Here is an 18,707-nt window from a genome sequence, read left to right on the forward strand (position 1 = left end):
CGTGGATCAACACGGGGTGACCTCGGTCCTACGACCACGGGCGCGGGATGAGTTGGTCGGCCTGGACGGTCGAGACGGGCTGCTCGCAGGCGGGACGTCGCTGATGAGCGACCCGAACCCCTCGCTGCGCCGACTGGTCGATCTCACGACCCTCGACTGGCCCGCTCTCGTCGTCGCCGACGACGGCCTGGAGATCGCCGCCACCTGCACCATCGAGCGTCTGATCACTGCCGAGTACCCGGCGCACTGGCGGGCGGCACCGCTGTTCGAGCAGAGCGCGCACACACTGCTCGCGTCGTACAAGATCTGGCACACGGCCACCGTCGGTGGCAACATCTGCCTGGGCCTGCCTGCGGGAGCGATGATCTCGATGTGTTCGGCTCTCGACGCCGAACTGCTGGTGTGGCACGCCGACGGCACCGACAGTGTGCACCGCACCGCCGACATCGTCATCGGTAACGCACAGACCTCACTGGCGACGGGCGATGTCCTGCGGTCGATCCGATTCCCGGCGGCGGTACTGACCCAACGGACCGCCCTGCGCAAGGCCTCCTACGCCCACCTCGGACGGTCCGGCGCGGTCGTGATCGCACGACGCACCCCGATCGGGGTGGTGGTGTCGGTGACCGCGGCGACCCGACGCCCGTACGTGCTCGAGGTCGCCACGTCCGATCCCGACGTCGTTGCGCAACAGGTCCTCTCGGCCATCCCGACCGACGGGTTCCACACCGATGCGCACGGCACCGCGCCCTGGCGGATGTCGGTGACGGAGTACCTCGTCGCCGACGCGGTCGCGGAGGTGACGTCGTGAAGGTCAACGGGCGCTCGGTCGACCAGGACCCCCGGCCGGGTCAGTGTCTGCGCACGTACCTGCGCGAGCACGGCAACGTCGAGGTCAAGAAGGGCTGCGACTCCGGCGATTGCGGTGCGTGCTCGGTGCTCGTCGACGGCCACGTGCAGCATTCGTGTCTGGTACCCGCTTTTCGCGCGACCGACGCGGAGATCACCACCGTCGCAGGTCTCGGAACCATGGAGCATCTGCACCCGATGCAGGAGCGGTTCATCGCGACCGCAGGCTTCCAGTGCGGATTCTGCACCGCGGGCATGGTCCTGACCGCCTCGACCTTCGACGACGATCGTGTCGCCGACCTCGACCGGTCCATCAAGGGAAACCTCTGTCGGTGCACGGGGTACCGCGGCATCCGCGAGGCGATCTGTGGCATTGGGACGGCCGACGACTCGGCGCGTGCACCGGCCGGCGCTCGCGTGGTCACCGGGACCGAGCGCTACACGATGGATGAGATCCCCACCGACGCCGGTCATGTGGCGATTCTCGGCAGCCCCCATGCGCACGCGGAGATCGTGTCGATCGACACCGCTCGAGCGGAGGCGGCGCCGGGGGTGCGCGCCGTGCTCACCCACCGCGACGATCCCGGCATCGCGTTCTCGACCGCGCGACATCACTCGCGCACCGACGACCCCGACGACAGCCGCATCTTCGACCGACGCGTCCGCTACACCGGGCAGCGGGTGGCGGCGGTGATCGCCGACAGCCTGACCGAGGCGCACCGGGCACTGCAGCTCATCGACGTGGAGTACGCGATCCTCGACGCCGTCTTCGACCCGATCGAGGCGTTGGCACCCGATGCGCCACTCGTGCACGGCGACAAGGGTGCCGACGCCCGGATCGCCGACCCGACCCGCAACCTGGTGGCCGAGGTCCACGGGGAGGTCGGTGACATCGCCGCCGGTGTCGCAGCCGCGGCCAAGGGTGCGGTGATCCGCGGATCGTTCCAGACCGCACGCGTGCAGCATGCCCACCTCGAGACCCACGGTGCCGTCGCGTGGCGTGACGACGACGGACGCTACGTGATCCGGTCGAGCACGCAGGTCCCGTTCCTCGTCCGCGACGAGCTCAGCCACATCTTCGGCATCGACCGTGATCGGGTGCGGGTCGTCGCCCCGCGGATCGGCGGTGCGTTCGGCGCCAAGCAGGAATTGATCACCGAGGACGTCGTGCTGCTCGGGGTCCTGCGGACCGGGCGACCGGTGGTCTGGGAGTTGAGCCGCACCGACCAGTTCACCGTCGCCCCGTGTCGCCATCCGATGCGCGTGGACGTGACCGTCGCCGCCGGCGCCGACGGGATCCTGACCGCACTCGCCGTGGACGTGGTCTCCGATGCCGGCGCCTACGGCAACCACAGTCCCGGTGTGATGTTCCACGGCTGCAACGAGTCCGTCGCGCTGTACCGCTGCGCGAACAAGCGGGTGGATGCGCGCACGGCGTACACGAACAACCTGCCGTCCGGCGCGTTCCGCGGATACGGGCTGGGGCAGATCATCTTCGGTATCGAGAGCGCGCTCGACGACCTCGCCCGCGCGCTGGACATCGACCCGTTCGACCTCCGCCGCCGCAACGTCGTCGTCCCCGGTGACGACTTCGTCGCGTGGGAGGTCGAGGAGGGCGATCTCGACTTCGGCAGCTACGGGCTCGACCAGTGCCTGACCCTGGCGCAGGACGCGCTGCGTTCGGGCGCGACGGTTCCCGAGAAGAGCGGGACGGGCGTCGACGGCTCCGACCTGACCGCCGATCCCACGTGGCGTGTCGGGGAGGGCATGGCGGCATCGATGATCGCCACCATCCCGCCGCGCGGCCACATCGCCGACGTGCGCGTCGAACTGCGCACGGACGGTGCGTACGTGGTGTCGGTCGGGACCGCGGAGTTCGGCAACGGCACCACGACGGTGCACGCACAGCTCGCCGCGGATGCGCTGCACACCCGGCCCACCGCCATCATCGTCCGCGGTGGCGACACCGACGCGGTCGGGCACGACACCGGGGCCTTCGGATCGGCGGGCACCGTCGTCGCGGGATCAGCGGTGCAGGCCGCGTGCCGTGAGCTCGCCGCGCGGATCATCGTCGTCGGCGCAGGCGAACTCGGTGCGGACCCCGGGGACTGCACCCTGGACGGCGACGGCGTCCACCACGGTTCCACGACGGTGGGGCTGGCGACGATCGCCGGCGCCGGAGGCATCGTCGTCGACGGTCACCATGACGGGACGCCGCGGTCGGTGGCGTTCAACGTCCAGGCGTTCCGGGTGGCCGTGCACCTGCCGACGGGTCGGGTGCGGATCCTGCAGTCGATCCAGGCTGCCGACGCCGGTGTCGTGCTCAACCCACAGCAGTGTCGGGGACAGGTCGAGGGCGGCGTGGTGCAGGCCATCGGCTCCGCGCTCTACGAGGAGATGATCCTGCACGACGGTGTCGTGACCACCGACATCTTCCGGAATTACCACATCCCGCGGTTGTCGGATGCACCCGACACCGAGGTGTACTTCGCCGACACCTACGACCGCATGGGGCCGTCCGGCGCGAAGTCGATGAGCGAGTCGCCCTACAACCCGGTCGCACCGGCGATGGCCAACGCCATCCGGGACGCGGTGGGCGCGAGGGTGTACCAGTTACCGATGAACCCGGCCCGGGTCTGGGAGGCCCTGCAGTCCCTGAACCCCTGACCCGTCGAGTGGGCGGTTGCGGACGTCGACTGGGCGGTTGCGGACGCCGAGTGGGCGGTTGCGGACGTCGAGTGGGCGTTCAGACCTTGCGGGGCAGGGTCAGCAGGTTCACGACGCTCACGACGATGAGCAGGATCGCGCCGAAGGTGATGAACGTGCCGATGGCCAATCCCGGCAGGGTGATCACGACGATGCCGGCGATGATCGACACGACGCCCGAGAGCACCATCACCCACCGCGGCACGTTGTGCGCGCCGGTGCGATCCGACATCAGGTCGTGGACGCCCTGGAAGATCCAGCCGACGCCGATCACGATCGCGAGCAGCACGAGCGACTCGGCCGGGTCGAAGAGACACAGAACACCGGCGACCAGAATGATCGCCCCGATGATCCCGAACACCACGCGCAGACCGGTCGGCAAGCCCTTGGCGAAGAACGCGATCGACAACCGGTAGGCACCGGTGAGGATAAGCGAGATGCCGAACAGCACCGCCACGACCAGCAGGGTGGGGCCGGGCCACACCAGGGCGATGACGCCGAGGACGATGCCGAGCACGGACGTGGAGATGAGTCCGGCGCGGACCGCGTTACGGATCTGGTCGGGAAAGTGCGGAGCGGTTGTCGGCGTGGTCATGAGAGCAGCGTATCGCCAATGCGCCTGCCCAACTGCAGTGCTTACGTGCCCAACTGGTGGAGTTACGTGCCCAACTGCGGTGCTTACGTGCCCAACTGCGGGGTCAGGCGTCGGTGCGGTCTCCGACGGCCACGACGGCGATGAGGTCGCCGCCCTCGACCTGCGTCACGCCGCTGATCGCGACCCGGGTGACCGTGCCCGCACGGGGTGCGGTGATCGCGGCCTCCATCTTCATGGCCTCGATGGTCGCGATCGTCGCACCGGCCTCGACGCTGTCGCCGTCACCGACGACGAGGGTCACCACGCCGGAGAACGGCGCACCGATGTGCGACGGGTCGGTGCGGTCGGCCTTCTCCAGCGTCGGGACGTCAGCGGTGATCGACCGATCGCGCACCGACACCGGACGCAGCTGCCCGTTGAGGATGCACATGACCGTGCGCATGCCGGCCTCGTCGGGTTCGGAGATGGCCTCGAGCCCGATGAGCAGCTCGACGCCGCGTTCGAGCGACACCCGGTGCTCGTCACCCTGACGCAGTCCGTAGAAGAACTGATTGGCCGACAGCGACGAGGTGTCGCCGTACTGCTCGCGGTGCGCGAGGAACTCGGACGTGGGTCCGGGGAACAGCAGCCGGTTCAGCGTCGCGCGCCGCGCCGGGGAGTCGGCGCCGAGCAGCTGGGTGTCGTGTTCGGAGAGTTCGACCACCGGGCGGGCGGTGCCGCGGCCCTCGAGGGCCTTGGTGCGGAACGGTTCCGGCCATCCACCGGCCGGGGTACCGAGTTCGCCGCGCAGGAACCCGATCACCGAGTCGGGGATGTCGAAGCGCCCCGGGTCGGCGGCGAACTCGTCCACCGACACCCCGGCGCCGACGAGATGCAGGGCGAGGTCGCCGACGACCTTCGACGACGGCGTCACCTTGATGACCCGACCGAGGAGACGGTCGGCGTCGGCGTAGGCCTGCTCGACCAACTCGAACTTGTCACCGAGCCCCAGTGCGATGGCCTGCTGACGGAGGTTCGACAGCTGCCCACCGGGGATCTCGTGGGTGTAGACGCGCCCGGTCGGCGACGGCAAACCGGACTCGAACGGCGCGTACACCTTTCGTAGCGCCTCCCAGTACGGCTCGAGGTCGCAGACGTTCTCCAGGTTCAGGCCCGTGTCACGCTCGGTGTGCGCGGCCGCGGCCACGATGGCCGACAGTGCCGGCTGAGAGGTGGTGCCCGCCATGGCCGCACTGGCCCCGTCGACCGCGTCGGCGCCCGCCTGCCACGCGGCGAGGTAGGTGGCGAGCTGGCCGCCGGGGGTGTCGTGGGTGTGGACGTGTACCGGCAGGTCGAAGTTCTTCCGCAACGCCGACACCAACGTCGTCGCCGCGGGCGCACGCAGCAGTCCGGCCATGTCCTTGATGGCCAGGATGTGTGCGCCCGCCTCGACGGCCTGCTCGGCCAGACGCAGGTAGTAGTCGAGGGTGTAGAGCGTCTCGTTCGGGTTCGCGAGGTCGCCGGTGTAGCTCAGCGCGACCTCGGCCACGGCCGTCCCGGTCTCGCGGACCGCGTCGATCGCCGGACGCATCTGATCGATGTTGTTCAGCGCGTCGAAGATCCGGAAGATGTCGACACCGGTCGCCGTGGCCTCGGAGACGAACGCCGCGGCGACGTTGTCCGGGTACGGGGTGTAGCCGACGGTGTTGCGGCCGCGCAGGAGCATCTGCAGGCAGATGTTGGGCACGGCCTCACGCAACGCGGCAAGCCGCTCCCACGGGTCCTCGTGCAGGAAGCGCAGCGCCACATCGTAGGTCGCGCCACCCCACGCCTCGATGGAGAGCAGTTCCGGGGTCAGGTGGGCGACGTGACCGGCGACGCCGAGCAGTCCCGAGGTCCGCACCCGGGTCGCGAGCAGTGACTGGTGCGCGTCGCGGAAGGTGGTGTCGGTGACCGCGAGCGCGGACTGCTCACGCAGGGCGCGGGCGAAGCCCTCGGGGCCGAGCTGTGTCAGCCGCTGCTTGCTGCCCGCGGGCGGCGCGACGGTCAGGTCGATCTCGGGCAGCTTGTCGCGCGGGTACACCGACGACGGACGCTCACCGTGCGGCTTGTTGACGGTGACGTCGGCCAGATAGGTCAGGATCTTCGTGCCACGGTCGCCGGAGGCGTGCGCGGTGAGCAGCTGCGGCCGGTCCTCGATGAACGAGGTCGTCACCTTGCCCGCGCGGAAGTCGGCGTCGTCGAGCACGCCCTGCAGGAACGGGATGTTGGTGGACACACCACGAATACGGAACTCCGCCAAAGCACGTTGCGCCCGGGCCACCGCCATCTCGAAGGTGCGTCCGCGGCACGTCAGCTTGACCAGCATCGAGTCGAAGTAGGCCGAGACCTCCGCGCCCAGGGTGGTCCCGCCGTCGAGTCGGATGCCCGCGCCGCCGGGGGTGCGGTAGGCCGTGATGCGACCGGTGTCGGGACGGAACCCGTTGGCCGGGTCCTCGGTGGTGATGCGGCACTGCAGCGCCGCACCACGGATCACCATGTCCTCCTGGCGAAGTCCCAGATCCGCGAGCGACTCCCCTGCCGCGATCCGTAGCTGCGACTGCACCAGGTCGACGTCGGTGATCTCCTCGGTGACCGTGTGCTCGACCTGGATGCGCGGGTTCATCTCGATGAACACGTGCCGACCCTCGCGGTCGACGAGGAACTCGACGGTGCCCGCACACGAATAGTTGATCTGCTTCGCGAACGCGACTGCGTCGGAACACAACCGCTCCCGCAGCTCATCGGAGATGTTGGGTGCGGGCGCCAGCTCGACCACCTTCTGATGGCGTCGCTGCACCGAGCAGTCCCGCTCGAACAGGTGCATCACGTTGCCCTGGGTGTCGGCGAGGATCTGAACCTCGATGTGCCGGGGCTCGATGACCGCCTGCTCGAGGAACACCGTCGCGTCGCCGAAGGCCGACTCCGCCTCACGCGCGGCCGCCTCGATCGCCTCGCGCAGACCGGCCGGGTCGGCGACCCGCCGCATACCGCGACCACCGCCACCGGCGACCGCCTTGACGAACACCGGGAACGTCATCGACTCCGAGGCGGTCAGCAGCGCCTCGACATCGGTCGACGGTTCCGACGACGCCAGCACAGGCAGCCCGGCGGCCTTGGCCGCGGCGATGGCCCGCGCCTTGTTGCCGGTCAGCTCCAGTATCTCCGCGGACGGCCCGACGAAGGTGATGCCTGCCGCCTCGCACGCCCCGGCCAGATCCGGGTTCTCCGAGAGGAATCCGTATCCCGGGTAGATCGCGTCGGCCCCGGTGCGGCGGGCGGCGTCGACGATCTCGTCCACCGACAGATACGTACGGACCGGATGGCCCTCGTCGCCGATCTGATAGGACTCGTCGGCCTTGGTGCGATGCACCGAGTTCCGGTCCTCGAACGGATAGACCGCGACGGTCGTGACACCGAGCTCGTAGGCCGCTCGGAATGCTCGGATCGCGATCTCGCCGCGGTTGGCCACCAACACCTTGGAGAACATGAAAACAGAGCCTAGTCCGGCGCGCCGAGGTTCATCTCGTCCGGATGAAGACCCACCCGCTCACCGTCGTCGAGGCGGGCGATCTCCATCAGATCCTCGTCGTCGAGGACGAAGTCGAACACGTCGATGTTCTGCGAGATCCGCTCGGCGTGAACAGACTTCGGGATCACGACGAGGTCGTTCTGCAGGTGCCACCGGATGATGACCTGCGCGATGGACTTCTCGTACTTCTCGGCGATCGCGGCGAGGATCGGATCGTCGAGCAGGGTGTTGGGCTTGGACGCCTTGCCCCACCCGGAGTTGCTGGTGCCGCCCAGCGGACTCCACGACTCGATGACGATGTCGTGCTGCGCGGCGAACGACCGCAGCGCCTGCTGCGGCAGGTGCGGGTGCAACTCGATCTGGTCGACCGCGGGCACGACCTCGCCGTCACCACGGATGACGTCGAGATGGTGCGGCTCGAAGTTGCACACCCCGATCGTGCGGGCCTTGCCGGACTCGGCGATCTTCTCCATCGCCGACCAGGTCTGCTTCATGCGCTCGCTGTCCTGCAGCGGCCAGTGCACGAGGTAGAGATCGACGTACTCGACGCCCAGCTTGCCCAGGCTGGTGTCGATCGCCGCCAGCGTCGAGTCGTACCCCTGATCGGCGTTCCACAGCTTCGTGGTCAGGAAGATCTCCTCGCGCGGCACCGACGAGCTCGCGAGGCCGCGCCCGACGCCCTCCTCGTTGCCGTAGGCGGCCGCGGTGTCGATGTGCCGGTAGCCGGCCTCGTCGATCGCGTGGGCCACGGCTTGCTCGGTCTCGTCGTTCTCCGCCTGCCACACGCCGAGTCCCAGCTGCGGGATGTCGTGTCCGGAGTTCAGGGTCTTGGTCGGTACCGGAGGAGTCATGGGTCACACGCTATCGAGTTCAGCGCGTTCGCGAGCCGGGTCCGCCGACCTGCCACCGATACCGCACCTGTGGGCGACCTGCGCGCCCGTACTCGGTGCTGCGCGCCACGACACCGTCGTCGGCCAGACGTTCGAGGTAGCGCCACGCGGTCACCCGCGAGACCCCCGCCTGCACCGCGGCCTCGCTCGCGGTCAACCCGTCGTCGCTGTCGCGGACACACCGGGCGACGTGCTCGGTGGTCTGACCCGACGCTCCTGCCGGCGCGCTGGCCCGGTCGTCGGATCCGCGCAGCACCGCCATCGCGCGGTCGACCTCCTGCTGTCCGGCGGCGTCGGTGCCCGCGGGCAGCGCGTCGCGGTAGCCGCGGTACCGCTCGAGTTTGTCGCGAAACGCGGCGAAGGTGAACGGCTTGAGCAGGTAGAGCAGCACCCCGTGCGCGACCGCGGCGCGCACCACCGACAGGTCCCGCTCGGAGGTGATGGCGATGATGTCGGGTTCGGGCCGTTGCCCGGACAGCGCCGACGCCAGCTCGATACCGCTCGCGTCGGGCAGACCGATGTCGAGCAGCACGACGTCGATCGGGTTGTCGTCGGCCACGCATGCGGCCACCGTGCGCAGCGCCGCGCGGGCGGTCCCGGCGACACCGGCGACGACGAAACCGGGGATCCGCTCGACGTACGCCTCGTGGGCCGCGGCGATGAGCGGCTCGTCCTCCACGATCAACACCCGGATGTCGGGGCGAGGGTCGGACGCCGTCACGTGCGAGTCCCCCCGCTGCCCGGTCGCGGGACCGTCACCGCGACCACCGAGCCGTAGGTGATCTCCGCGGTGATGGTCCCACCGTGGCGATCGACGACCTGCGACACCAACGCCAGGCCGAGGCCGCGCCCACCCGACGTGGCGACGTCGGCGACGGGTTTCGTGGAGTACCCGCGGCGCCGTGCCCGCGCGAACTCCTCGGGATCCATCCCGGGCCCGCTGTCGGCCACCCTGATGGTCAACCCGGCGTCGTCCTGGCTCACGGTCACCTCCACCCACGGATCCGAGCGGTCGCACGCATCGAGTGCATTGTCGATCAGATTGCCCGTCACCGTGATCAACTCGGCGCTGCTGAGGATCGCGTCGTCGTCGGCACCGAGCTGTGTGTCCTCGGTGACCGTCAGCTCGACGCCGCGCTCGTTGGCCTGGGCGCTCTTGCCCAGCAGCAACGCGACCAGGGCCGGCTCACCCACCGCGGCGGTCAGCCGGTCGACGAGATGTTGCGACAGTTCGAGTTCGGTGGTCGCGAAGGCCACCGCGTCCTGGGGACGTCCCATCTCGACCAGTCCGACGACGGTGTGCAGCCGGTTGGCCGACTCGTGGGCCTGCGACCGCAGCGACTCGGCGAACACCCGCATCGAGTCGAGTTCGCCCAGCGCGCCCTGCAGTTCGGTGCGATCGCGCAACGTGACCACTGCGCTGCGCGACCCGCGCGGACCGTCGATGGCGGTGCGGTTGACCACCAGGACCCGATCGCCGGTCACGTGCACCTCGTCGCGGATGTCGTGGGGATCGGTCCCGTCGGCCCCGTCTCGGAGGAACTCCGGCAACTCCGAACGGTCGACCGGACCGTCGCCCAGCGTCAGCAGCCGGCGGGCCTCGTCGTTGACCACCACCGCGACCCCGTCGTCGACGACGATGAGCCCCTCGGAGATCGCGTGCAAGACGGCGTCGTGGTGCTCGTACATGACGCGCAGTTCCGAGGGCGCCAGTCCGTGTGTCTGCCGCAGCAGGCGCCGACGGACCAGCAGCGTCCCGCCCATCGACAACGCCAGCGCGATCACCGTCACGATGACGATGATCGGGATCTGTCCACGCCACCGGTCGGCCAGCGTGGCGACGGTGATGCCCGCCGAGACCAGACCGATGATCCGACCGGAGCCGTCACGCACCGGCGAGACCGCGCGGATCGACGGCCCCAGGGTGCCGGTGTAGGTCTCGGTGAACGTGCGCCCGGCGAGCGCGGGCGCGATGGTCCCGACGAACGGCTGCCCGATCAACGCCGGGTTCGTGTGGGTGAACCGCGTCCGATCGGGCGCCATGATCGTGATGAAGCCCAGGTCGGTGTCCGACCGCACCCGCTCGGTCACCGGTTGCAGGCGGGCGGGAGCGGTCCCCGATTCGATCGCGGCGACCGTCGACGGCGAGTCGGCCAGGGCCACCGCGATCGCGACCACGCGGTCGCGCGCGGCCTGATCGCCGTCGCGGCGTGCGTCGTAGGCGGCCAGCGACGCCGCGACCGCGATGACGACGACGATCGCCACCGCCTGTATCGCGAACGCCTGACCTGCGAGGGTGCGCGGAAACCACCGGGCCATCGGGACCTCCTCCGCGCGGGACGACGAGAAAAATGTGAACGTAATGAACGCAACCGTGACGCCAATCACAGTGTCAGGTCATGATCTCCACCAGACACATCGGGCACGCATCGACGCGGCCCGGAAGATATCTGGAGGACTCATGACCGCCACCGACGATCGACCCCCGACATCAGACGACCGCGTCCCCGACACCGCGGAACAGCCGAAGAAGGACCGCACGCACTACCTCTACATCGCGGTCATCGTCGCGGTCGTCGCCGGAGTCGCGGTGGGCATCCTCGCCCCCGGCTTCGGCAAGGAGCTCGGCGTCCTCGGCACGATGTTCATCTCACTGATCAAGATGATGATCTCGCCGATCATCTTCTGCACGATCGTGCTGGGCATCGGTTCGGTCCGCAAGGCCGCCACGGTCGGCAAGGTCGGCGGCCTGGCCTTCACCTACTTCCTCGGCATGTCGACGGCGGCGCTCGGCATCGGCCTGGTCGTCGGCAACCTGATCCAGCCCGGTGACGGCCTGAACATCACCGAGTCGATCGCGGGCAAGGGCTCCGAGCTCGCGGAGACGAGCAAGGAGGCCGGCGGCACGCTGGACTTCATCCAGAGCATCATCCCGGAGACGCTGGTCTCGTCGTTGACCGTCGGCAGCGTCCTGCAGACCCTGTTCGTCGCTCTGCTCGTCGGCTTCGCCATCCAGGCGCTCGGCACCCAGGGCGAGCCGGTCCTGCGCGGTGTCGCGAGCATCCAGAAGGTCATCTTCAAGGTCCTGTCGATGGTCCTGTGGCTCGCCCCGATCGGCGCGTTCGGCGCGATCGCAAACGTCGTCGGACAGACCGGCTGGAGCGCGGTCACCCACCTGCTCATGCTGATGGGCGCGTTCTACCTCACCTGCCTGGTGTTCGTGTTCGGCATCCTCGGCACCCTCCTGCGCTTCACCGCAGGCGTCTCGATCTTCAAGCTCGTCCGCTACCTGGCGCGGGAGTACCTGCTGATCGTCGCCACCTCCTCGTCGGAGTCGGCCCTGCCGCGTCTCATCGCCAAGATGGAACACCTCGGGGTGGAGAAGTCGACCGTCGGCGTCGTGGTCCCCACCGGGTACTCGTTCAACCTCGACGGCACCGCGATCTACCTGACGATGGCGTCGCTGTTCGTCGCCGAGGCCATGGGCAAGCCGCTCAGCCTGGGCGAGCAGATCAGCCTGCTGGTGTTCATGATCATCGCGTCGAAGGGCGCGGCGGGCGTCTCCGGCGCCGGGCTCGCCACCCTCGCCGGCGGACTCCAGTCGCATCGCCCCGAGCTGCTCGACGGACTCGGACTGATCGTCGGCATCGACCGGTTCATGTCGGAGGCCCGCGCGGTCACCAACTTCTCCGGCAACGCCGTCGCCACCCTGCTGGTGGGTACCTGGACCAAGACCGTCGACGCCGAGAAGGTCAAGGCCGTGCTCGCCGGTGACGATCCGTTCGACGAGGTCAACATGATCGACCCGCACGAGTTCGACAAGACCCCTGCGGTGTCGACCACGAAGGCCACCGCCTGACACACCTGTTCACCACGGGCCCTGCGGGTAACCTCGAGACCATGTCGATCAGCAAGGGCGACGCGGTTTCCTGGAACACCCCGCAGGGCCCGACCCATGGAAAAGCGACCGAGAAGCGCACCTCGGAGTTCACCTTCGAGGGCCAGAAGTTCAAGGCCAGTGACGACGAGCCGTACTGGATCGTCGAGTCGGACAAGACCGGGTCGAAGGCCGCGCACAAAGAGTCCACGCTGGACAAGAAGTAGCGGGAGGCGACGACCATGGCATCGACGCCGTCCGGGCCTAATCCCTTCGGGGACATCGGCACCGCCAAGTACGTGCAATTGACGACCTACACCAAAGCCGGTGTCGCCAAGCCGGTCCCGATCTGGGCGGCCCTCGACGACAAGGGTGAGCTCTTGATGTGGACGCAGGCGAAGTCGTGGAAGGTCAAGCGGATCGGGAACACCCCCCGGGTCACGCTGGCCACCTGCGACCGCGCAGGCAAGAACGTCGGGCCCGAGATGGAGGCCACCGCGCGCATCCTCGACGACGCGGGCACCGCCCACACCCGTGAGGTCATCAACGCGAAGTACGGCCTCGTCGGCCGTTTCGCGACGACGGCGAGCAGCCTGTTCAAGGGCAAGAGTTCCACCGTCGGTATCGCGGTCACCGCGCCGCGCTGACCGCCACCACGCCGGTGTGATGGCGGTCGTCGCGGACGACGACCGAGCACCGGCGGTCAGATCCGGTCGAGGAGCACCGCCGCGTTGTGACCGCCCATGCCCAGCGAGGTCTTGATCGTCACGCCCTCCTCCATCGGGGTCAGACCGTCGAGCAGACGAGGATGAGCCGCCGACACGTGCGGTGACGCCGGGATGACGCCGGTGTCGTAACCGATCGCCGCCACTGCGAGTTCGACCGCAGCCGCAGCCCCCTGGCAGTGCCCGACCAGCGGTTTGACCGAGTAGACCTGCGGGGCGTCGGCGAAGATCTCGGCCAGGATCGCGGTCTCGGCCGCCGTGCACTGAGCGGTGCCCGGACCGTGCGCGTTCATGTACCGGACCGCACCGGGATCGACGCCCGCGACCTCGAGTGCCGAGCGCACGCACCCGAACACCTGCTCGTGGGACGGATCGATCGACACCACGTGGAACGCGTCGTGACTCATCGCCCCGCCGAGGATCCGGGCGTAGGAGTCGCTGTCCTGGTTCGAGATGACCATCGCCACCGACGCCTCACCGAGGCCGAACCCGCGACTTCCCTCCTGGAACGGGCGTGAGGCGTCGAGCGGGTCGCTGTCACCCACCGCGACGCCCATCCGGATGAAGCCCTCGATGGTGTCCGGCGTCAACGACAGGTCGGTCGAGATGAGGACGACGTCGTCGACGATGCCCGCGTCGAGCCACATCTTCGCGGTGATCATGCCCGCGTTGCCCGACGAACACATCGACGCCACCGACATCGACGGACCGTGGAACCCGAACTCCTTCATCATCAGCGAGATCGACGTCGACGGCATCTGGGTGATGAATCCGCGCGCGGTGTGCGTGGAGCGGTCACTGCGGTGGAACGTCCGCCACGCCTCCACCTCGGGATAGACCGTCGCGTGCAGCACGCCGACCCGTGCCCCCGCCCGCCATCCGCGCGCACGGGCGTCGGCGACCGCCTCCCTGGCCGCGGTCCGCAGGGCGCGGGTGAACAGGCTGTCACCGTCACGGGCGTCTCCCCCGTCCGGGACCCGCGCGACCCAGGCCTCGTCGCATCCGTCCGCCCCCAGGCCGCCGGACAGTTGGGCCGCCGGTTTACCGCTGAGCAACCCGTCCCACAGATCGGTACGCGACCACCCGTACCCGGTGACCGCACCCACCCCTGCAATCTGGGTTGCAGAACGTGCATTGTGCTCGCTGATTGCAATTCGAGATGTCACTTCGTTAACCTGCTTTCCCTCTTGACGATTCGGGATGAACCGTCCCCTGTCGATTAAGGGCGGTGGACGGGGCAATGGCCACCGCAGCTCCCCCGATTCGGCGAAAAATGTTTCAATCGACACCAGAACGCGCCGTATGCGGTGCCCGAGCGGACTGGGGTCGTCGAATGGACGCGGAACGCGAACGCGAGGTCGACGACCTCTCCTCGATCACCGACCGGTCCTACGGGCGACTCGTCGACTACCCGGACGCGGTCTGCGTGCACTCCGACGGCATCGTGGTCGCGATCAACACCGCGGGCGTCGCATGGGCGGGTGCGGCCGCCGACAGCGAGATCATCGGCCGCCCGATCACCGACTTCGTCCACCCCGACTCGGTGTCGGCCATGCTCGAGCGGATCGCGGTCCTGGCGCAGCAGGGCGACTCGTCGGAGCCGTCCGAAGCCACGATGGTCCGGGTGGACGGCACCCTGATCGACGTCGAGGCGACCTCCATCCGCGTCACCTGGGACGATCGCCCGGCCTACCTCGTCATCCTGCGGGACGTCGCCGCGCGGGTCGCGGTCCGCGACGCCCTCCGGTATCAGGAGGCGGTCGTCAACCACGTGACCGACGCCGTCATCGCCATCTCCGACGACGGCCGGATCGCGAGCTGGAATCCCGCCGCCGCAGCCATCTACCGACGCCCCATCATCGAGGTGATCGGGGCACCGATCGACGACGCCCTCGGTGTCGACTTCGACGCCCGCGCGATCGTGGCCGCCGGCGGCACCTCGGCGCAGACACACCGCGCGGCCAACGGACGTGAACTGGCGATCTCGGTGGCGGTCACCGCGGTCGACGACGGATTCGTCGTCATCTGCTCGGACAAGACCGCGCTGGCGCAGGCCGAGCGGTACTTCCGCACAGTCGTCGACTCGATCGCCGAGGGCATCATCGTCGTGGACCGTTCCGGCAAGGTGACCACCGCGAACCCGGCGGCCAAGGCCATCACCGGCGTGGACCTGCCCGTCGGGGACGGTGACGACGCGACGATGTTCCTCGATTTCGAGGTGTTCGACCACGAGGGCCGGGCACTGGCCGAGGAAGGACACCCCATCTGTCAGGTCATGGAGACCGGGATACCGATGGCCGGTGTCGTGTTGGGTGTGGACCTGCCGTCGGGGCGTCGCGTCTGGCTCTCGACGAGTGTCCGGCTGATGGATCCCGGGTCGCCGTCCACCTCGTCGGCGGTCTGCTCGTTCACCGACATCTCCGAGCAACAGACCATCCGGGCCGATCTCGAGTTCGCGGCCACCCATGACTCGCTGACCGCACTGCCCAACCGCGGCTCGGTCGTCTCCCACCTCGGCGAGGCCCTGGCGGCCATCCCGCGTGCCGGGTCGGTGGCGGCGCTGTTCATCGACCTCGACCGCCTCAAACTCATCAACGACTCCCTGGGCCACAGCGCCGGCGACCGCGTTCTGCAGGTCGCGGCGCGACGGCTGAAGTCGTTGGTGTCGGGATCGGATCTCGTCGGCCGGGTCGGGGGCGACGAGTTCGTCGCCATCGTCTTCGACCGTCCCGACCGCGCGGCCATCGAGCAACTGGCCGACGAGTTGCACCGCACGCTGCGCAAGCCGTTCGTCGTCGACGGGGAACTGGTCGACATCGGCGCCAGCATCGGGGTGGCCCTGATCGGTGAACGTGACATCCGCACCGCCGACGACATCCTGCGTGACGCCGACATCGCGATGTACGCGGCCAAGACCGAGGGACGCGGCCGCACCCAGTTCTACGTGCCCGGTCTGCGCGAACGCATGCGCATCCGGATGCGGTCAATCGGGTAGCGAGTGCCGTCCGGGGACTGATCGGGGCGCTGCGGAGTCCTGCGGCGGCACTGGCGGCGACGCGGTCGTCGGAGGGGGCGGCGGGAGAACCGGTCGGTGCCCGCGCTTGCCGTCCGGGCGTTCGTGACGGTGCACCAGTGCGACCGCGATGGCCGTGGTGAGCGGCACCGACAACGCGATCGCGATACCGCCGACGAACGAACGGGCCAGTTCGACCGCGACGGTGTCGGTGGTGGCGAGATTCGAGAACGACTGTCCGGCCACCGAGAACAGCAGCAGCAGCGGTAGCGCGCTGCCCGCGTAGGCGAACACGAGTGTGTACACGGTGCTGGCGATGTGGTCGCGGCCAACGCGCATCGCGGCCGCGAACGACGCCCTCCTCGACCGACCACCGCCCGCGAGCTCGAACACCGCCGACGCCTGGGTGATGGTGACGTCGTTGAGGACGCCGAGGGCGCCGATGATGAAGCCCGCCAACAGGATCCCGTTGGTCGAGATGCCGTTCTGATAGACCTGGAGGTTGGTGGTCTGCTCACCGGACAGCCCGGTGATGTGCATGGTCTGCACCGACAGATAGGACAGCACCGCCGCGACCCCGAGCGACGCCAGAGTCCCCAACAGGGCGGCGCTGGTCCGCAGACTCACCCCGTGCGCCAGGTAGATGACGATCAGCAGGATCGCCGCCGACGACGTGATGGCCACGGCCACCGGCGATTTGCCGTCGAGGATGGCCGGGAGGGTGAAACCGAGCAGGATCACGAACGCGATGACCAGACCGATGACCGACCGCAGGCCGCGCCACGCCGCCACCAAAACGATGGCCGCGACGAACAGCAGCGCCCAGACGATGGTCGACGTCCCGCGGCTGTAGTCGTAGAACGCGTAGGACGCCGTCCCGTCGGATCCCGGCGACACGACGAGTCGGATCTTGTCGCCCAGATCCAGCGACGGTTGGCCGGGTTGCACCTGGTCGAGCTGCGACGCCGACAGGTTCTGCGGCACCGCCCCCGGCGCGGTCCCCGACTGGGCACGGTTGGTGGGCACCTCGACGAGGGTGTTGGCGTCGGTGTCCTTACCGGAGGTGATGCGCACGGTGCTCTGGATGCACGGACCGTCATCGGTCGGAGTGACCTGCGCGGCGCCGCCGAACACCGTGCCGGCCTGCCGGTTGAGGCACGCCGACCGGGTCTGGGCGATCACCGTGCCGGTGGCCGTGGCCAGACGACCGTCGGGGGCCGAGGACTGGAACTGCACCGGCACCTCGTGCTGGCGGTGCGCCGGCCACAGCACGATCGCGCCGACCACGACGGCCACCGCGGCGGCGATGATCAGTCCGACCACGACGCGGGCGACGGTGGGTTGCATGTGCACGCGGATCGCCGACGGGCTGTGCGTATGACCGTGTCCGGCGACCCGATCGTGTGGGTGGTCGTCGCGCGGATCGCCAGGCTCGCTCACCCGGCACACTCTATGCGGCAAACGCCGACCGGAACGGTGCGCGGAGGGCCATCATGGAACGGTGATCGATGAGCTGCAGGACGAGGCGGCGGCGCTGCTCGCGGCGGGTGAATGGACCCACGCGCTCGCCGAGTTCTCCGTCCTGCGCGAGATCCGCTCGCGACGCGACGGTCCGTACTCGCTGATGTACCTGTCCAACCTGCACGACTCGATCCGCTGCATGTGTCAGTTGGAGCTGTGGTCGGACTCCGAGCCGCTGTGCCGCGAGCTGTACGGCAAGTACCGGCGCACCCATGGCCCCGGCGAGGCCGACACGGTCGACGCCGCCAAGCGCTACGCCTGGGCCCTGGTGCAGCTGGACAAGACCGATCCGGCCGTCGCGCTCTACCTTGCGACCGCCGATGCGCTGTGGACCACCGGCGACCGTGCCGGTTCACTCGCGCTGCTGGGTGCCGCGGTGGTGCACCGACAGAACGACGAGTCCGGCGCGGCGACGACTCTGATGTTCGACGGACTGTGCAACGGACCGGATCTGCAGACCGCCGCCGTGTTGCTCGCGGCCGGTCTACCCGCGCCCGACGGGTCGCTCACGATGGACGGTCTGCGCCTGATCCGCTGACACCGCGAGCGCTCAGCAACACCATCCCGGTGCTCGCCGTGGTGCCGAATCCGTGCTTCTCGTAGAGCCGCCGCCCAGTCGGATCGGCCATCAGCGTGATGTAGGGACCCTCCGGTGCGGCGGCGACGATCGTGTCGACCAGCCAGGTCAGCACCCGATCTCCGAGACCGCGCCGCTGATGGTCGGGCAGGGTGGCCATGTCGACGATGTGGAAGTACCACCCACCGTCACCGATCACCCGCCCCATCGCGACGACCTCGCCGCCGGGCTCGTGCACGATGTGAGCTCCCGCCCAGGCGTTGGCCAGTGCGGGAGCGCCCTGCTCCTCCGACACCGGCGTCAGCCCCGACTCCGCGCGCAGCCGGCGGTAGTCGGACAACTCCGGGAGGTGCGGGACGAGGCGGTAGTCGCTCATGGCGCCGACCGTATCCACCGACACCGAC

At 69.0% G+C, this 18,707-nt stretch carries 15 protein-coding genes; 7 read left to right on the top strand and 8 right to left on the bottom strand.

Annotated features, from left to right (window positions below):
* Position 1: 1 nt before the first annotated feature.
* Together IEV93_RS03200 and IEV93_RS03205 are read left to right on the top strand one after the other, a co-directional pair.
* A complete protein-coding gene (locus tag IEV93_RS03200; RefSeq protein ID WP_188486856.1) occupies positions 2 to 811 on the top strand; it encodes an FAD binding domain-containing protein in 810 nt (269 codons plus the stop codon).
* Positions 808 to 3,516 carry a molybdopterin-dependent oxidoreductase gene (locus IEV93_RS03205; RefSeq protein ID WP_188486858.1) on the top strand — a complete coding sequence of 903 codons (2,709 nt, stop codon included), beginning with the start codon at positions 808 to 810 and terminating at the stop codon, positions 3,514 to 3,516. Before IEV93_RS03200 ends, IEV93_RS03205 begins: the two co-directional genes overlap by 4 nt.
* A 79-nt stretch (positions 3,517 to 3,595) precedes the next feature.
* Here IEV93_RS03205 and IEV93_RS03210 read toward each other — a convergent pair whose 3' ends face one another.
* The 5 genes from IEV93_RS03210 to IEV93_RS03230 all read right to left on the bottom strand — a co-directional run bounded on the left by IEV93_RS03210 (position 3,596) and on the right by IEV93_RS03230 (position 10,909).
* A complete protein-coding gene (locus tag IEV93_RS03210) occupies positions 3,596 to 4,150 on the bottom strand; it encodes an HdeD family acid-resistance protein (RefSeq protein WP_188486860.1) in 555 nt (184 codons plus the stop codon).
* Between the two features lie 103 nt (positions 4,151 to 4,253).
* Positions 4,254 to 7,658 (bottom strand): pyruvate carboxylase, encoded by a 3,405-nt coding sequence (locus tag IEV93_RS03215; RefSeq protein ID WP_188486862.1) that lies wholly within the window; start codon positions 7,656 to 7,658, stop codon positions 4,254 to 4,256.
* An 11-nt stretch (positions 7,659 to 7,669) separates the two neighbouring features.
* Positions 7,670 to 8,551, bottom strand: coding sequence for an aldo/keto reductase (locus IEV93_RS03220; protein ID WP_188486864.1), 882 nt, complete (start codon positions 8,549 to 8,551; stop codon positions 7,670 to 7,672).
* A gap of 19 nt (positions 8,552 to 8,570) precedes the next feature.
* Positions 8,571 to 9,311: a response regulator gene (locus tag IEV93_RS03225; protein ID WP_229704854.1), complete on the bottom strand. Its 741-nt coding sequence runs from the start codon at positions 9,309 to 9,311 to the stop codon at positions 8,571 to 8,573.
* Positions 9,308 to 10,909, bottom strand: coding sequence for a sensor histidine kinase (locus tag IEV93_RS03230; protein WP_188486867.1), 1,602 nt, complete (start codon positions 10,907 to 10,909; stop codon positions 9,308 to 9,310). Before IEV93_RS03230 ends, IEV93_RS03225 begins: the two co-directional genes overlap by 4 nt.
* A 142-nt stretch (positions 10,910 to 11,051) precedes the next feature.
* Between IEV93_RS03230 and IEV93_RS03235 the strand changes: the two genes are divergently transcribed.
* Genes IEV93_RS03235 through IEV93_RS03245 form a run of 3 tightly spaced genes read left to right on the top strand, consistent with a single transcriptional unit; the run spans position 11,052 to position 13,114 of the window.
* Entirely contained in the window at positions 11,052 to 12,449 is a 1,398-nt protein-coding gene (locus tag IEV93_RS03235; RefSeq protein WP_188486869.1) for a cation:dicarboxylate symporter family transporter, read from the top strand.
* A gap of 41 nt (positions 12,450 to 12,490) precedes the next feature.
* Positions 12,491 to 12,694, top strand: coding sequence for a hypervirulence associated TUDOR domain-containing protein (locus IEV93_RS03240; RefSeq protein WP_188486871.1), 204 nt, complete (start codon positions 12,491 to 12,493; stop codon positions 12,692 to 12,694).
* Positions 12,695 to 12,709: 15 nt separating this feature from the next.
* The gene (locus tag IEV93_RS03245) at positions 12,710 to 13,114 is read left to right on the top strand and encodes a PPOX class F420-dependent oxidoreductase (protein ID WP_188486873.1); all 405 of its coding nucleotides are present in this window, start codon (positions 12,710 to 12,712) and stop codon (positions 13,112 to 13,114) included.
* 56 nt (positions 13,115 to 13,170) lie between these two features.
* On the opposite strand, the gene IEV93_RS03250 is transcribed toward IEV93_RS03245, so the two are convergent.
* On the bottom strand, positions 13,171 to 14,298 hold the full coding sequence (locus IEV93_RS03250) for a beta-ketoacyl synthase N-terminal-like domain-containing protein (RefSeq protein WP_229704855.1): 1,128 nt from the start codon (positions 14,296 to 14,298) through the stop codon (positions 13,171 to 13,173).
* A gap of 227 nt (positions 14,299 to 14,525) precedes the next feature.
* Between IEV93_RS03250 and IEV93_RS03255 the strand changes: the two genes are divergently transcribed.
* Positions 14,526 to 16,187, top strand: a complete 1,662-nt coding sequence (locus IEV93_RS03255) for a diguanylate cyclase domain-containing protein (RefSeq protein WP_188486875.1) — start codon at positions 14,526 to 14,528, stop codon at positions 16,185 to 16,187.
* Here the strand turns inward: IEV93_RS03255 and IEV93_RS03260 are convergent.
* Entirely contained in the window at positions 16,176 to 17,645 is a 1,470-nt protein-coding gene (locus IEV93_RS03260) for a YibE/F family protein (protein WP_371873785.1), read from the bottom strand. The two genes, IEV93_RS03255 and IEV93_RS03260, sit on opposite strands and share 12 nt — an antisense overlap.
* Before the next feature lie 61 nt (positions 17,646 to 17,706).
* Between IEV93_RS03260 and IEV93_RS03265 the strand changes: the two genes are divergently transcribed.
* Positions 17,707 to 18,264 (top strand): hypothetical protein, encoded by a 558-nt coding sequence (locus tag IEV93_RS03265; RefSeq protein ID WP_188486877.1) that lies wholly within the window; start codon positions 17,707 to 17,709, stop codon positions 18,262 to 18,264.
* Here the strand turns inward: IEV93_RS03265 and IEV93_RS03270 are convergent.
* Positions 18,233 to 18,679: a GNAT family N-acetyltransferase gene (locus tag IEV93_RS03270; protein WP_188486879.1), complete on the bottom strand. Its 447-nt coding sequence runs from the start codon at positions 18,677 to 18,679 to the stop codon at positions 18,233 to 18,235. The two genes, IEV93_RS03265 and IEV93_RS03270, sit on opposite strands and share 32 nt — an antisense overlap.
* Positions 18,680 to 18,707: the final 28 nt, after the last annotated feature.

The organism is Williamsia phyllosphaerae (assembly GCF_014635305.1).
GTDB lineage: Bacteria > Actinomycetota > Actinomycetes > Mycobacteriales > Mycobacteriaceae > Williamsia_A > Williamsia_A phyllosphaerae.

Coding starts and splice junctions, on each gene's coding strand:
- IEV93_RS03255 (WP_188486875.1), top strand. CDS start 14,526: ATGGACGCGGAACGCGAACGCGAGGTCGACGACCTCTCCTCGATCACC.
- IEV93_RS03270 (WP_188486879.1), bottom strand. CDS start 18,679: ATGAGCGACTACCGCCTCGTCCCGCACCTCCCGGAGTTGTCCGACTAC.
- IEV93_RS03240 (WP_188486871.1), top strand. CDS start 12,491: ATGTCGATCAGCAAGGGCGACGCGGTTTCCTGGAACACCCCGCAGGGC.
- IEV93_RS03215 (WP_188486862.1), bottom strand. CDS start 7,658: ATGTTCTCCAAGGTGTTGGTGGCCAACCGCGGCGAGATCGCGATCCGA.
- IEV93_RS03235 (WP_188486869.1), top strand. CDS start 11,052: ATGACCGCCACCGACGATCGACCCCCGACATCAGACGACCGCGTCCCC.
- IEV93_RS03220 (WP_188486864.1), bottom strand. CDS start 8,551: ATGACTCCTCCGGTACCGACCAAGACCCTGAACTCCGGACACGACATC.
- IEV93_RS03210 (WP_188486860.1), bottom strand. CDS start 4,150: ATGACCACGCCGACAACCGCTCCGCACTTTCCCGACCAGATCCGTAAC.
- IEV93_RS03230 (WP_188486867.1), bottom strand. CDS start 10,909: ATGGCCCGGTGGTTTCCGCGCACCCTCGCAGGTCAGGCGTTCGCGATA.
- IEV93_RS03245 (WP_188486873.1), top strand. CDS start 12,710: ATGGCATCGACGCCGTCCGGGCCTAATCCCTTCGGGGACATCGGCACC.